Below are 14,144 nucleotides of genomic sequence, written 5' to 3'. Positions count from 1 at the left end.
GACGATGATCCTCGGGATGTCTCTGCGCCTGATGCCTGCGGGAGGGCATGACGCCATGAGCTCCGCGTCGCGCCTCGCCTCTTTGGCCCTCCCTCCGACGTCCTGGCTCAGCGTGCCGCTTTCGGTGGACCTGGCGGTGCTCTCCCAGTCCCTGGAGGACGCCATGCCCAGGGTCCTCGAGTCGGGTCCCGACTGGACCCTGGTCGACGAGGGCCGGGTCGGCATCCGCTACCGGGCTTGGCGCACCCCCTTCGCGCTGTCCTTCCAGGACGGCACGCTGCGGCTGAGCACACGGGTGGACTACGAAGCCGAGGGATGCGTCGTTCGGCGGCGCGCGCTGTTCGGGGGAACGTCGTGCGCCCCGGAAGCGGACAGCAGCCGGGGCGCCCCCCGGAAGCAGGTCCACGTCGCGGGGACGACCCGGCTGGACTGGACGCCGGACTGGCACCTGACAGCGCGGACCTCCTTTCAATTCGGGCACCCCGAGCGCAGTCGAGTGACGTTCCTGGCGCACGATGCGACGACCCACGTCGACGCGGCGCTGGCACTGGCGCTGGACCGGGCGGCGGCGGCGCTGGACGAGCGACTGCGCGAAGTCCTGGGCGCGCGTCGCGTGGCGGAGCAACTGTGGAGGGCAGCCTCGGAGCCCATCCCGCTGGGGGCGTCGCTGTGGCTGCGGCTCACGCCCACGGAACTCCGGGTGACAGCGCCGCGCGAGGACGGTCCGGCCGTGCGCACATCGCTGGAGTTGCGGCTGCGGCCATCGCTCGCGTCAGGTCCCGAGCCGTGGGTCGCCCCGCAGAAGATGCCCTCCCTCCAAGTGGGTTCCCCCAACGAGGGCTTCCACCTCACCCTGGAGAAACACCTGTCCTTCGCGGAGGCGTCACGGCTGGTGGAGGCCCGGCTCCCCTCCCGGTTCGTGCTCCCGAACCTGGAGGTGGAGGTCCATGGCGCGGAGCTCTCAGGGGACCCAAGCGGTGCCCGCCTCAAGCTCCAGGTGCGGCTGCTCTCCGGCCTCCCCAACCCCATCGACGTGACGTTGTGGCTCAAGGGGCGGCCCCGGTACGACCCGGACACCCGCCTGCTCGCACTGGAGGATCTCGACTACACCGTGGAGACCTCCTCCACCGCGGTGAAGCGGTTGGACCAGGGCCGCCATGCCGGGATGCTTGTCCACTTGCGCCAGCGACTCCGCTGGCCGGTGGGTGAGCAGGTCGACGGCCTCCGCGCCCGGTTGGAGACCGCACTCGGCGCGTCCCTCTTCGCGAAGGAGCCCCTGCTGACTGGCACCCTCCAGATCCTCCAGCCGCGGGATGTCTCCCTCACCCGGACCGGCTTCCGCGTGGTGCTGGAAGCCACCGGCGCGGTCGTCGAGAAGCCAAACCGTCTTTCCCACCCAAAGGAGTGAACCTCATGCCCCCGGTCGTCCCACGTCCTCGCCTCCTCGGACTCCTCCTGCTTTTGCCCCCCCTGACGACATGGGCGGCGGAGGACGGCTCCGAGTTCATCCTCCGCATGACCAGACCGCCCCCTGAGAACCGCCAGGAGCAGGATCGCGACTGGCTGGAGCGAAGCGCGCGCAAACTCTTCTCCCAGGACATCACCTCCGTCTGGCCCGGAACGGAAGGGGACATCGTGCTGGCCCTGCCACCTCAGATGCCACGGATCACCTCGACATCTCCAACGGAGGTCCACGTGAGGATTCCAGGAGGCATGGTGGCTCGCGTGGGAGACGTGACGCCCCGGTGTCCTCCCCTCGGAGCCTGGAGCGGCCCCTCGGATGGAGGTCTGCGGGTTCACGGGTGCATGGACCCCAAGGCACTGTCGAAGGTCCTGGCCAGATTCCTGGCGCAAACCTCCTTCGTTGCCGCCAGCGGGCCAACGCTCATCCAGTCAGTGGACCTCGGCGTCCTGGGCACGCGCCTGGTCCTCACCCTCTGCACGAATGGAAGCGGCGCCGCCAGCGGGTTCCGGATCCAGGGGATACCCCGCTTCGAACTCCAGGGGGGTGAGCTCGTCTTCGCGCTCCCCGACGCGGAGGTGTTCGACTCGCGCGGGCAGCACTTCGCGGCATTGGAAAAGAGGCTCCGGAAGCCACCTCGGCCACTCTGGAGGATGGACTTCGAACTGGACCAGGTCGCGCGAAAGGCCGCGGGCTTCTTCCAGACCCGGTTTGACCCGGCGCCCTCACGGGTGGAGGTGAAACCCCACCAGGACCTGCGACTCGAGGTGGCCGACGATCTCATCCACTTTTCCTTCAGCCTGGATACCACGCTCATCTACGAGGCTCCCACCCCATGAGTTCCTTCCTGTGGCCCGCCCGGGCGCGGCTGCTCCTCCTGGTCGCCGCGTCCCTCCTCGCCTGTGCGAGCGCCCCGAAGGGCGTGAAGGCTCCCCCGGAACCGCCGGCCGACTGGACCGTGCTGGTCTTCATGAACGGGGACAACAATCTGGAGCCGCAAGCGCTGTCGGACTTCATCGAGATGAACAGCGTGGGCAGCTCCGAGAAGCTCAAGGTCGTCGTTCAGTTCGACCGCAATGGCCGGTACGACTCGCGTTACGACGGATGGAAGGACACCCGCCGGTTCATCGTCAGGCGAAACATCGACCCGAACGCGAACGCAGCAACCCAGGTGCTGGGCGAGGCAAACATGGGCGACCCCAAGGTCCTGGAGGAGTTCGTGCGCTGGGGCATGCGGACCTACCCCGCCCGGCATTACGCCTTGATCATCTGGGACCACGGGCAGGGCTACCGCGACCTCACGGGCGCGCCCCGAGAAGATGTCTCCCGCAGCGTGTCGGGCGCGGCCTTCCGCTCCGTGTCCCACGACGAAACCAACCGGGATCAGCTCTACAACAGCGAGGTGCAGCAGGCGCTGCGCAATGCCCTTGAGGGCAGGAAGCTGGACCTGCTCGGCTTCGACGCCTGTCTGATGGCCATGGTCGAGACGGCATATGCGATGCGCGAGTTCGCCGACGTCATGGTGGCGAGCGAGGACCTGGAGCCCGGTGACGGCTGGGCCTATCACCTGTGGCTCAAGCAGTTGAAAGACCATCCCGACTTCAGCGCGGAGCAACTGGCGCGGAGCATCGTGGAGACCTATCCCCTCGACTACAGACCGTCCCCGAATGAGAGCACCGATCGCCTGACGCTCTCCGTAGTCCGGCTGGAGGCCCTTGCGCCCCTCGCGGACGCCGTCTCCAACCTCGCCGATACGCTGGTGCGAACTCTCGACGCGGAGGCGCGGCTCATCCAACAGGCCCGACTGGCTTCCCCGTTGCTGGCCCGGGACCACCCCAACCCGGGGGACCAGCGCTTCCACCACGTGGACCTGACAAAGTTCGTCCGGGAGTACCTGGAACGCACACAGAACCCCGACGTCCGGAGGGCGCTGGAGCAGGTGCGCTCGCTTCACCAGCAGGCCGTGCTGCATTCATTCGCGGGCCCCATTCGCGCGGACGAGGGGGCCAGCGGGCTCGCCATCTACTTTCCGGCTGGACGGCGGGCCTACGCCTCGGACTTCTACGAGGAGCAGGGGTACCAGAAGGACAACACCCGATATCCCGTCGCCTTTGTCCGGGAACATAAGTGGGCGGACTTCCTTCACGCGTATTTCGAGAGGGTGCCATGAGCAGCGTCCAGCGCAGGCATGCCGGCGGATGGGCCTTGGGCTGGTTGCTGTTGCTTGGAACCGTGACGGGAAGGGCTGCCCAGGCTGTGCCACCGGAGCCTTCCGTGGCGGGGCCCAGGCTCCCCCCGGTGACGCGCCGACCGGCCGGCATGGGACGGGCGCTGCTGGTCGCCAACCGGACCATACCGGGCACGAAGGTGGAGCTGAACGGCACCGTCATGGGCGCCCGGCTGGTAGAGGCAGCGTTGAAGCAGGCGAAGCTGGAGTCGGTGGTCGTGAAGACGGAGCTGACAGCCGACGAACTCAAGACCCTGCTGAAAGAGCGCTCGCGCGACACCGCCGAGGAGCGCTGGTCCTTCTTCCACTACGGTGGCCATGCGCTCCAATGGATGGGGAAGAACTACCTGCTCATGGCGGACTTCCCGTTCCACGCGCCTCCCAGCGACGCGGCTGGCATCGCGCGTGCCCTCAAGAAGCATGCCGTCCTGGTAGACGACATCGTCGCTTTCGCGCCACCCCAGGCCCATCCCAATGTCGTCATCATCGATGCATGTCGGACCAATCCCTTTCCCAAGGAGGGAGCGCTCGGCAAGAGTTGGAACAACGGCCTCCAGGAGGAGGAGAACACGAAGGGGCGGCGCAACACGTTGGTCGCCCACTCGGTGGGCCCCTCGGGCCCTGCGCCGGATCCCTTACGGGAACCTTCCGAGTACACCTATTCGCTCGCGATCCTGTTGAACATGCCGGGCGCCACCCTGCTGGGGGTGCTCCCGGAGCTGCACAGGAAGCTGCGCTTCTCGGCGCAGGCCCCCGGCTACACATCCAACGTCAACTCCGAGGATGACGTGCAGTTCCGCGAGCTTGCTTCCGTCCTGGTCAGCATGGCCGCGGACGACGAGGCCCTCCTCCTGCTCAACGACCGGATCGTGGGCAACTCGCGTCTGACCCAGCCGTTCCCCGTGACGTTGGAGCCAGGAGAGAATGTCTTCACCGTGCGCGTCTACAACCAACGAACCTTCACCGGGGGCTTCGAGCCCTGGGGGGGCCACCAACGTGAGGGTTGGAGCATGGCGCTCACCCTGACCGGGCCCGAACAGCCGGAGCCCTGGCTCCGACTCTCGGAGCAGGAGCCGACGCCCGCGGCCCAGGCCCGACACGGAACCCAGTTCGACGTCGCTACCTTCCGGGTCGACCTGGATCCGGACACGGGGCAGACCGTGCCTCCGAAGCCTCCCCGCATCCTCTGGCGCGACAACGAGGTCCCCGTGCCGACGGCGGGGATCAGCCAGGGAGGGTAAACAGCCCGCTCGGATTCCGGGCGTGCGCTGTCCCCAGTGCCGCGGGAGCGCCTCCGCGCAGCACCTGCTGGACGTGAGCGTCGAAATCGCAGCGCAGCCTGCACAGGCAGGCCCCGGAAGCGCCCTCGCCCCCGAGTCGCTAGACCTCATGGTCACGCGCATGGACGGGACCCTCCTGCTCATCATCCGCCTCAAGCTCTACGACCTCGTGAACGGTCCGATCTGGGCGAAGCGCGTGGTCATCGACCTGTCGCGGGTGTCTCTGGTGGACGCCACCCGTGTGGCGACGCTCCAGTACCTGGCGGAGTTCCTCGCCGTGCGCAGCGCGCACCTGGCCCTGGTGAAGGTGCCGCTCAACCCTCTGCCTTCGCCCACCCTACGCGCCGCGCAGGTCCACGCTCCGGAGGAACCCAGGCTTGCGCCGCGCGTGCGAGACCTGCTCGTAGGCGTAGGCGAGCTTGAGCAACACGGGCTCGCTCCAGGCGCGGCCGATGAAGGACACCCCCACCGGCAGCCCATACACGTCACCCGCGGGCACCGTCAGGGTCGGGTAGCCGGACACGGCGGCGGGCGTGGAGCTGCTGCCCAGCCAGTGGTCTCCCAGCACCAGGTCGATAGGCCCCGCCGGTGCCTGCGTCGGAGCCACGAGCGCATCCAGCTTGTGCTTGTTCATCACCGCGTCCAGGCCCTCGGCGCGCGAATACCGGCGGCACGCCGCGAGCGCCTTCTTGTAGGCGGTGTCCGTGAGAGGGCCCTTCTTCTGCGCCTGGAGCAACAGTTCCTGGCCGAAGTAGGGCATCTCGCGTTCGCGGTTCTTCTCGTTGAAGGCGATGAGGTCCGCGAGCGTCCGCACGGGGGCGCCCTCCCCCAACTGTGCGAGCCAGGCCTCCAGGCCCGCCTTGAACTCATACAGCATCACATCCAACTCGGGCTCGTCGAGCTTCGCCAGGTTGGGCAGCACCACCGGGTCCACCAGCACGGCCCCCTGCGCCTTCATCACTTCGAGCGCGCGCTCCACGACCGCGTCCGTAGCCGGGTGGTAGCCGAAGAACCGCTCACGAGGCACACCGATGCGCGCACCCTTGAGCCCCTGGGGGTCGAGGAACTTCGTGTAGTCCGGGTGGGCACGGCCCTTGCCCGCGGCGGTGGCCGCGTCGCGTGAATCCTCACCCGCGAGCACGCTCAGCAGCGCCGCGGCGTCCGCCACGGTGCGCGTCATGGGACCCGCGGTGTCCTGGGTCGAGGAGATGGGGATGATGCCCGCGCGGCTCACGAGCCCCACCGTGGGCTTCAATCCCACCAGCGCACACGCGGACGCGGGCGAGACGATGGATCCGTCCGTCTCCGTGCCCACCGACACGGCGCAGAAGCTGGCCGCGGTGGCCGCGCCCGAGCCACTGCTTGAACCGGAAGGAGTCCGGTCGAGCGCATAGGGATTGCGGCACAGGCCGCCGCGTCCGCTCCAGCCGCTCATCGAGTGCGTGGAGCGGAAGTTGGCCCACTCACTGAGGTTCGTCTTGCCCAGGAGGACGGCGCCAGCGGCGCGCAGCCGCTCCACGATGAACGCGTCACGCGGGGGAACGGCGCCCACCAGCGCGAGCGAGCCCGCGGTGGTCTGCATCTTGTCCGCCGTGGCGATGTTGTCCTTGATGAGCACGGGGATGCCGTGCAGCGGCCCGCGCGCGCCCTTCACCATGCGCTCGGCGTCCAGCGCGTCGGCCAGCGTGAGCGCGTCGGGGTTCAGTTCGATGACCGAACACAGCGGCAGGTCCCCGGTGCGGTCGAGCGCACGGATGCGCTCAAGGTAGGCCTCCGTCAGCCCGCGCGCGGTGTGCTTGCCGGACTCCAGGCCCGCGCGCAGCTCAGCGACCGTCGCCTCCTCGAGCGAGAAGGCCCCGGGCGCGGCGGCGGTCGGCGTGGCGGCGCGCGCATCACGGGCGGCCAGCGCCCCCGTCACGGCCGCCGCGGCCCCGAGGAGTGTGCGGCGGGAGAGACCCGTCGGGTTCACATCGGAAGCAGCCGTCTTCTTCGTCATGGAGCAGGCACCCGTTCGTGGAGGGGCGCCAAGTGGACCCCATTCCCCCACCGGGAGGAAGAGCCGTGACGAGTGTCTTGTGACAAGGCTGGCACAATCCCAGTCAGGGGCGGTGTCAGGGGCGTGTGATACAGATAATGCTTCACCTGGAGATCCCCCCATGCATCTACGTGCCCTTGCATTGACCTGCCTCACCGCGCTCGCGGCCTGTGACAACACCCCCATCGAAGCCGAGTCCCAGGAGGAGCTGGGTGTCAGCACCGCCGCGGAGACGGCGACCCGCCTCTACGCCACGGTGGGCAACAACGAGCTGAGCTTCGAGACGCTCGGCACCTTCGAGCAGCGTGACGGCGTCCGCGCGCTCGTCATCCGCGCCACCGCGAACCGCTACCTCGCGGACGTCCTCAGCTTCGTTCCGGACGACGCCTTCGGCGACGCGAACGTCATCAGCGAGCGCCGGTTCGAGATCGTCCTCCACGAGGGGCACGAGCTCAACACGATGCTCTCGGGCCTGCCGCTCTTCGTCAAGGTCACCACCAACACGGGCACGCCGCGCTCGTATACCGCGCGCATCGTGGTGGCCCCGCGCTTCTACGACTTCCGCGGCGACTCGGGCATCTGGATCGACGAGGCCGTCACCCCCCGCTACGTCGTCCAGGGCAACGAAAACCTCATCTACCGGGGCCACGCCGCGGTCGGCGGCTACACCGACTGGCTCTCCGTCACGGCGCCGGACGGCATCCCGTCCGTCTACGGCCGGCCCAACTACAAGCTCGACTGGACGTACACGAAGCTGCACGAGGCCATCGACCCGCACACGGTCCCGCTCGCCTTCAGCGCTGGCGGCGACAACGGCGCGACGATGCAGAAGACCGCCCGGCTGGTGGCGCGCGTGACGGAGTTCGCGCTCACCGACGGCGACGCCTACGACGTCTGGCCCAGCGCGCCCTGCGACCCCGCCGTCTCCGCCTGCTACCACTCGAAGCCCGCGGGCACGACGGACTTCAGCCAGTGCGGCACCTACCGCCAGGTCCTGCGATGCACGTACTGAGCGACCCGCGACAGGTGTAATCCAGCGGTCGTCGTGAACGGGCCTGTTCCCCCGTGAGGTGTCCTGGGGGAGCAGGCCTGTCGTGTCAGTGCTTCAGCCGTGCACGGGCGAGGACGTTCACGGAGCCCTGCGCGGCTGCAGCTCCTCCGCGGTCGCGCTCGTGGCCAGTCTCCGGGCGACCAGGGCGCCGAAGACTCCGGCGGTGAAGAACATGATGACGCTGTAGATGGCCGCGGGAATGGCCATCACGCCGTCATTGAGCAACCGGGGGCTGGAGGCAATGGCGATGGCGAGCGTGCCGTTGTGGATGCCCACCTCCATCGCGATCGCCACCGCCTGCTTGCGCTCGACACGCAGCAGGATGGGCACCACGAAACCCACCGCCATGCTGGCCAGGTTGAAGGCAAGCGCCGCGAGCCCCACGCTCTGGAAGTACGTGCCCAGCTGATCCCGCTCCTTGAGCGTCGCCGCGAGCACCACCAGCACCAGGAACAGCGCCGAGATGATGCGCACGGGCCGGTCCAGGCCATTCGCGAGCGCCGGCCGCTTCGCGCGCACGAGCATTCCCATCGAGATGGGCACCAGGACGATGCCGAACACCTGGACGATCTTGGCGAACTGCAACGGAATGGCGCGCTCCTCCCCCATGAAGTGCGCCAGGGAGAAGTTCACGATGAGCGGCAGCGTGAGCAACGACAGCACGCTGTTGACCGCCGTCAGGCTGACGTTCAGCGCGACATCGCCCTTGGCCAGGTGGCTGAAGAGGTTCGCGGTCGCACCGCCCGGCGTGGCGGAGAGCAGCATCAACCCCACGGCGAGCTGGGGAGGCAACCCGAAGCCGGTCGCGATGGCGTAACAGACCGCGGGCATGAGCAGCGTCTGACAGCCCAGGCCCACCAGCGCCGCGCGCGGATACACCGCCACGCGGCGGAAGTCCGCGAGGGTGAGGCTCAGCCCGAGGCCGAGCATGATCACCCCCAGGGCAATCGGCAGGAACACTTCCGTGATGACACTGCTCTGCATGGCGGGCCCCCAGCGAAAGCGCACACTCTGCCAGAAAGACCCGCTCCACAGGAGCCCGAGCCCGACCCGACACACCGCACCGCGACGCTGGCTGGGCTACGAGCACCTGGCCCTGGGCTTCAAGGACGACCCCGCGAAGACCTCCGGGTTCGACGACGAGGGCCAGCGACAGCTCCTATTCGTACTTCAACCCGGGCTGGAGTTCAGCACGCGCATCACGCCCGGACCGCTCAGCGAGCTGTACGATTGACGTCCCAGCGGAAGCGCGTCCTTCCCGGTCAGCGCTGCGTCATCCTCGGACGCAGCGCTCCCGGTGTGAGCCCATCCTCCACGAGCCGGCCCGCGCTGGCACATGGATTGCTGCCTTCCCTCCAGCCCCCCATCCCATCCCCGAGGACGAAATGCCAACGACGCTCAACAGGAAGCCCGCGCCGCCTGAAGAGACTCACATCCAGGTGACTCCCGGGCTGTCCATCAGTGGCGCGACCATCGCGGACAAAGGGACCCTGGGTGCGTTCGTCCAGATTGGAGGCGTCAATTGCCTTCTGACGAACCACCACGTCGCGTTTTCGGATGAGGCCGAGCAACAGAAGGAGCTCCAGCAGCGGATGCCCATGCGAGCAACCTTGTACGAAAGGCCGCTGCCGGCCTGGTGGACCAAGGCCACGACCCACAAGTTGCTCCCCATCTTCCACCCCAAGTACGGCGGGGGTGGAAATCGCCTGGCGCGTGTCATCGCCTATGCGACGCCGGTGCTTGCCAACAAGGCGCTGGATGTCGCCATCTGCCCCTTGGAAGACAACGTCAACTTCAGCTTCTACGCCCGTGGGAATCCGCCGTATCTCATTGGACCAGCAGTGGCCCCACGCCTCGGCATGATCGTGAAGAAGTCAGGGGCGGTGACCGGAGTCACCTACGGGCGGGTTCATCATCTCGACGACAGAATGCTGATCATCCAGGCAGTCCAGTCCCCTGTCACCAATGACAAGGGCGTGCAGTTCGTCATCATGCCCTTCGCAAGCGGCGCCGTCGCCGACCATGGCGACTCGGGGTCCGTCTGGGTCGATGCCGAGACGAATGAGGCGGTCGGGCTGCTTTACGCCGGAAAGTACGACCTGGAGGCCCGGGACAACTACTCGCTCGCCACACGAATGGACGTTCTTGAGAGGGAATTCAAATTCACGTTCACGAGGAACTGACCCTTATCACTAGCACTGAGACGTAAACGCAGACGCGCCCCAACTGACCGGCAAACCTGGGCCCCTGGCATGTCAGACGGGAGGAGTAATGTCTTCAACTCCTGACGCCCCCTGACAGGAGAAAAAACGCGAATGCGAACTGCCTTGTTGTTCCTGACGACGACCCTCATCGGTGTCGGTACGCTCGGGTGTGGAGCGGAGCCTTCCTCCGCCGTGACAGTCCAGAAGCAAGCCATTGCAGCCCCCTCGGGAGTCACCGCGGTCGCGGGCATCCGGGAGATGACCGTCTCCTGGAGCTACACGCCGGATGGCACCGGCAGCCCCCTCACCTCTTTTGAAGTCGTGGCCACGCCTGGAAGTGCCAGGGTCGTCACGGGCCCCACGGCCCGGAGCACCCTGGTGACGGGGCTGGCGAACGGGACGAACTACAAGTTCACCGTGACACCCATCCTCGCGGATGGCACCCGCCAGACCTCGAGCGCATCCGCCTACGTGCGCACCTCCGATGTCCCCACCAGTCCCAGCTGGGGCACATACAAGTCGGGCGACCAGCAGGTGGAGTTGAACTGGTACGCCCCGGCGAATGGGGGACAGCCCATCCAGGGCTACACCGTCACCGCCTCCCCCGGAGGACAGACGTACGTCACCCCTGGGACGTCCTTCGTCGTCACCGGGCTCACCAATGGGCAGCCGTACACGTTCACGGTGCTGGCCACCAACGCCGTGGGCAATTCACAGCCTTCCGGTTCGACAGGCACCCTGAGGCCCGCGGCCCTTCCGAGCGCGCCCCAGAACGTGACGGCGACGGCGGGCATCCGTTACGCGACGGTGCGGTGGACGGCCCCCACCAGCAATGGCGGTGGCGCCATCTCCGGATATGTCATCACCACGCAGCCGGGAGGCCTCACCCAGTACGCGAGTTCCACCGTGACCTCCGCGACCATCGGCGGCCTGGCCAATGGCGTGACCTATACCTTCAACGTGGCCGCCCAGAACTCGACGGGGACGGGAACCGCGGCGACGTCCAGCGCGGTCACCACCCCCTCCCTCCCTTCCGCGCCCATCAACCTCACGGGCGTCTTCCACCAGGGAAACCTCGAACTGGATTGGCGTCCGCCTGCCTCTGACGGAGGCGCTCCCGTCACCTATTACAGGCTGACGTCCACGCCCGCGGGCGCGGAACGCACGGTTCCCGCCAACCTCCTGGTCGCCTCCATCTCCGGGCTCACGCTGGAGACGCCGTATACCTTCACCGTGAGCGCCCTGAGCGGGGTGGGTGAAGGCCCGCCGGCCTCGTTTGGCCCCGTCCTCACGCGCCCGCAGCCCCGGGCGCCCACGGATGTCCGCGTCACCTCCACCGTCCAGGGCGCCGTCGTGGTCTGGAACCCGGCGACCGCACCCGCGGGAGATGCCGTCACGGAATACCAGGTCACCGCGTCGCCCGGTGGGAGCTCCGTCACCGTCCCGGCGGGCACGCACATCGCGACCGTGCCGGGCCTCGTGTCCGGCAACACCTACCGCTTCCACGTGAAGGCGCTCAACTCCGCGGGACCAGGCCGGCCGTCAGCCCCCGTGCTCCACCGCCACGTCGCCCCGCTGGCCTGCGAGGTCCCCTCCTTCGCGCCGGCCTCCGGACACCTCTTCAACGAGGTGAGCAGCTTCGTGGGGGCCGGTGACTTCACGGGGGATGGGCTCGCGGACGCGGTCGTGGGCAACGTCTACCGCCTCGTCGTGCTCGCCAGCGGGCCCCGCCGTTCCATGACAAAGCTTGCGCCCTCGGTCTCCGCAGGCACGAGCTTCAAGGAACTGCGGCCCGCCGTGGCGGACTTCAATGGGGATGGGAAGCTGGACGTCGCGGCCATCCTGAAAGAAGACAGCACGACCGCGGGAGGCTTTGTCGTCTTCCCGGGCACGGGCGCGGGGACCTTCCAGACGCCCATTCCCACGCGGCTGGCCGTGAATGTCGGGATGGACTGCCTCCTGACCGGAGACTTCACCTCTGACGGGACGCTGGATGTGCTCGCGCACACCACCGACAAGCGGATCCTCCTCTACCGTGGCGCGGGCAATGGGAGCTTCTCCGCGCCCACGACCGTCGCCTCTTCGGCGCCCTACTGCCCGGCCGTCGCGGACTTCAACGGCGACGGGTTCCTGGACTACGCCCGGGTCGACAACGCCAACAACCGCGTCGTCCAGGCCAACGGCACCGGGACCGGATCCTTCAAGGTCCCCGTGTATGCCCCCTGCTCCTATTGCTACGGAGACATGGCGGTCGGTGACTTCGACCACGATGGCACGCGGAACGACCTGGCCATCGTGTCGTCGGATCAGGTGCGCATCTACAATTCCCCCTCGGGCACGCTGGGCCTGATGACGCAGTACTCGATCCCCGCACCCACGGGCGGCGTGTATTCCTACCCCGTGGCAGTGGACCTGGATGCGGACGGGCTGGATGACCTCTTCTGGACGAACGTCTCGGGTGGAAGGCTGAACCTGCTGCGGGGCAGCACGTCCACCCCGCCCTTCGCGCCCCTGATGACCTATGGCTTCAGTGGAGAGGGCGCCGCGCCCGCCGTGGGCGATTTCGACGGGGATGGCCGGAGGGATGTCGTCCTCGCGGACAGCTACCCGGACGTCCGGATTCTCTGGGGAGGCCCCCTGACGCCTGAAAGCCTGCGGCTGGAAGGCAAGCCCGCGGGGATTGCGAGCGCGGACTTCAACGGGGACGGGGCCGCGGATCTGGCCGTGGGCGTCCATGAGAAGAATGCCATTGCCTTGTCGTTGTCTGGCATTGGAGCGCGCGGCGCCGGCCTGCTGACACCGGTCTTCGTGCCGCCCACGGGGAGCACGCTCACGGGCGGCGTGCAGGACATCGTCGCGGGGGACCTGGATGAGGATGGCCAGGAGGACCTGGCGGCCATCACCACGGTGTCGGGCACGACGGTGGCCCCCCAGTTGGTCATCTTCAAGCGCGCGGCGGGCGGGGACTTCAGCCCGGCCGAGCGCTACAGCGAGGGGGCGGATACGCAGGAACTGATCAAGGTGGACCTCAACGAGGACGGCCGGTTCGACCTCGTGACCCTGCGCTCGCTTTCGTACAGCCAGATTCAGCTGAGCGTGTGGCTCAACGTGGGCGGTGGGCGCTTCGCTCCCCGGGTGGATTTCAAGGTCGCCGCCACGGGCCCGTTCTCGCGGCTCCTCGCCGCGGACCTGGACCGGGATGGACACATGGACCTCGCGGTGATGCGCCAGGGAACGCCCAGCATCACGGTGGGCCTGGTCCACGTGCTCTGGGGCAGGGGCGACGGCACGCTCACCGGCCCCACGACGTTCACCGCCGAGGTGAACTTCTGGGCCATGGGCCGCGCGGACCTGGAGGGCCAGGGGCGCGTCGGAATCACGCTGGAGCAGCGCGCGCTGGGGTTCCTCACCTTCGATACCGCCCGCCAACCCACCCTGACGCCGCTGACCCCGCTGGGGGCCCGGGGTGCAATCCGCGTCCTCACCGACGACTTCAACGGTGACGGACAGGTGGACCTCTTCTCGTTCAGCAACCACGAGGCCGCCATCGTGCTCCAGCAGCCCGCCGGAGCCTACGCGGCTGGACCCAGGACCGTCTGGGGGAGGGCCGTCCAGGACGCGTTGAGCGCGGACTGGAACGGGGACGGACTGCCGGACCTGGCGCTCGCGGATGATGACGCCCAGAGCGCGACCCTGGTGATGAACGTCTGTCTGCCCTGACCGGGTACGCAGGGACGGCTGCATCCGCGGCCCGGTTCCGGCTCAGCCCGGAACCGGGCCCGGCTCGAGGAAATGGGATGCCCTTTCTGATTCAATGACAGGCCTCGCATTTCCCCGAACAGCCCCCCAAGGACCCTTGCCATGACAATGCATTCCGCGCTTCAT

General features: G+C 68.0%; 10 protein-coding genes. 8 read left to right on the top strand and 2 right to left on the bottom strand.

Annotated elements, in window-relative coordinates:
• Positions 1 to 55: 55 nt before the first annotated feature.
• The 4 genes from D7Y04_RS10570 to D7Y04_RS10555 all read left to right on the top strand — a co-directional run bounded on the left by D7Y04_RS10570 (position 56) and on the right by D7Y04_RS10555 (position 4,930).
• Complete coding sequence (locus tag D7Y04_RS10570; RefSeq protein ID WP_158627481.1) at positions 56 to 1,408, top strand: DUF4403 family protein; 1,353 nt, start codon at positions 56 to 58, stop codon at positions 1,406 to 1,408.
• Between the two features lie 107 nt (positions 1,409 to 1,515).
• On the top strand, positions 1,516 to 2,301 hold the full coding sequence (locus D7Y04_RS10565; RefSeq protein ID WP_147477077.1) for a hypothetical protein: 786 nt from the start codon (positions 1,516 to 1,518) through the stop codon (positions 2,299 to 2,301).
• Positions 2,298 to 3,632: a clostripain-related cysteine peptidase gene (locus D7Y04_RS10560; protein WP_121759126.1), complete on the top strand. Its 1,335-nt coding sequence runs from the start codon at positions 2,298 to 2,300 to the stop codon at positions 3,630 to 3,632. The genes D7Y04_RS10565 and D7Y04_RS10560 overlap by 4 nt, the downstream gene beginning before the upstream one ends.
• A 128-nt stretch (positions 3,633 to 3,760) precedes the next feature.
• On the top strand, positions 3,761 to 4,930 hold the full coding sequence (locus tag D7Y04_RS10555) for a caspase family protein (protein WP_158627480.1): 1,170 nt from the start codon (positions 3,761 to 3,763) through the stop codon (positions 4,928 to 4,930).
• Positions 4,931 to 5,306: 376 nt separating this feature from the next.
• On the opposite strand, the gene D7Y04_RS10550 is transcribed toward D7Y04_RS10555, so the two are convergent.
• Positions 5,307 to 6,965: an amidase gene (locus D7Y04_RS10550; RefSeq protein ID WP_121759124.1), complete on the bottom strand. Its 1,659-nt coding sequence runs from the start codon at positions 6,963 to 6,965 to the stop codon at positions 5,307 to 5,309.
• Positions 6,966 to 7,125: 160 nt separating this feature from the next.
• Between D7Y04_RS10550 and D7Y04_RS10545 the strand changes: the two genes are divergently transcribed.
• The gene (locus tag D7Y04_RS10545; RefSeq protein ID WP_147454441.1) at positions 7,126 to 8,016 is read left to right on the top strand and encodes a hypothetical protein; all 891 of its coding nucleotides are present in this window, start codon (positions 7,126 to 7,128) and stop codon (positions 8,014 to 8,016) included.
• 117 nt (positions 8,017 to 8,133) lie between these two features.
• Here the strand turns inward: D7Y04_RS10545 and D7Y04_RS10540 are convergent, their stop codons facing one another.
• Positions 8,134 to 9,039 (bottom strand): bile acid:sodium symporter family protein, encoded by a 906-nt coding sequence (locus D7Y04_RS10540; protein ID WP_121759123.1) that lies wholly within the window; start codon positions 9,037 to 9,039, stop codon positions 8,134 to 8,136.
• Here D7Y04_RS10540 and D7Y04_RS10535 point away from each other — a divergent pair.
• The 3 genes from D7Y04_RS10535 to D7Y04_RS10525 all read left to right on the top strand — a co-directional run bounded on the left by D7Y04_RS10535 (position 9,023) and on the right by D7Y04_RS10525 (position 13,979).
• Positions 9,023 to 9,289 (top strand): hypothetical protein, encoded by a 267-nt coding sequence (locus D7Y04_RS10535; protein ID WP_147477076.1) that lies wholly within the window; start codon positions 9,023 to 9,025, stop codon positions 9,287 to 9,289. The two genes, D7Y04_RS10540 and D7Y04_RS10535, sit on opposite strands and share 17 nt — an antisense overlap.
• 151 nt (positions 9,290 to 9,440) lie before the next feature.
• The gene (locus D7Y04_RS10530) at positions 9,441 to 10,238 is read left to right on the top strand and encodes a hypothetical protein (protein WP_121759121.1); all 798 of its coding nucleotides are present in this window, start codon (positions 9,441 to 9,443) and stop codon (positions 10,236 to 10,238) included.
• 132 nt (positions 10,239 to 10,370) lie between these two features.
• Complete coding sequence (locus tag D7Y04_RS10525; protein ID WP_121759120.1) at positions 10,371 to 13,979, top strand: FG-GAP-like repeat-containing protein; 3,609 nt, start codon at positions 10,371 to 10,373, stop codon at positions 13,977 to 13,979.
• Positions 13,980 to 14,144 lie beyond the last annotated feature (165 nt).

The sequence above is a fragment of the Corallococcus sp. AB038B genome, assembly GCF_003668955.1.
Taxonomy (GTDB): Bacteria; Myxococcota; Myxococcia; order Myxococcales; family Myxococcaceae; genus Corallococcus; species Corallococcus exiguus.
The sequence above is the reverse complement of the archived record's forward strand: the minus strand, read 5'-3'. Positions and strand labels throughout refer to the sequence as shown.

Excerpts from the sequence above, each read along its gene's own strand:
- D7Y04_RS10565 (WP_147477077.1), top strand. The coding sequence starts at position 1,516 with ATGACCAGACCGCCCCCTGAGAACCGCCAGGAGCAGGATCGCGACTGG.
- D7Y04_RS10550 (WP_121759124.1), bottom strand. The coding sequence starts at position 6,965 with ATGACGAAGAAGACGGCTGCTTCCGATGTGAACCCGACGGGTCTCTCC.
- D7Y04_RS10535 (WP_147477076.1), top strand. The coding sequence starts at position 9,023 with ATGACACTGCTCTGCATGGCGGGCCCCCAGCGAAAGCGCACACTCTGC.
- D7Y04_RS10560 (WP_121759126.1), top strand. The coding sequence starts at position 2,298 with ATGAGTTCCTTCCTGTGGCCCGCCCGGGCGCGGCTGCTCCTCCTGGTC.
- D7Y04_RS10530 (WP_121759121.1), top strand. The coding sequence starts at position 9,441 with ATGCCAACGACGCTCAACAGGAAGCCCGCGCCGCCTGAAGAGACTCAC.
- D7Y04_RS10540 (WP_121759123.1), bottom strand. The coding sequence starts at position 9,039 with ATGCAGAGCAGTGTCATCACGGAAGTGTTCCTGCCGATTGCCCTGGGG.
- D7Y04_RS10525 (WP_121759120.1), top strand. The coding sequence starts at position 10,371 with ATGCGAACTGCCTTGTTGTTCCTGACGACGACCCTCATCGGTGTCGGT.
- D7Y04_RS10570 (WP_158627481.1), top strand. The coding sequence starts at position 56 with ATGAGCTCCGCGTCGCGCCTCGCCTCTTTGGCCCTCCCTCCGACGTCC.
- D7Y04_RS10545 (WP_147454441.1), top strand. The coding sequence starts at position 7,126 with ATGCATCTACGTGCCCTTGCATTGACCTGCCTCACCGCGCTCGCGGCC.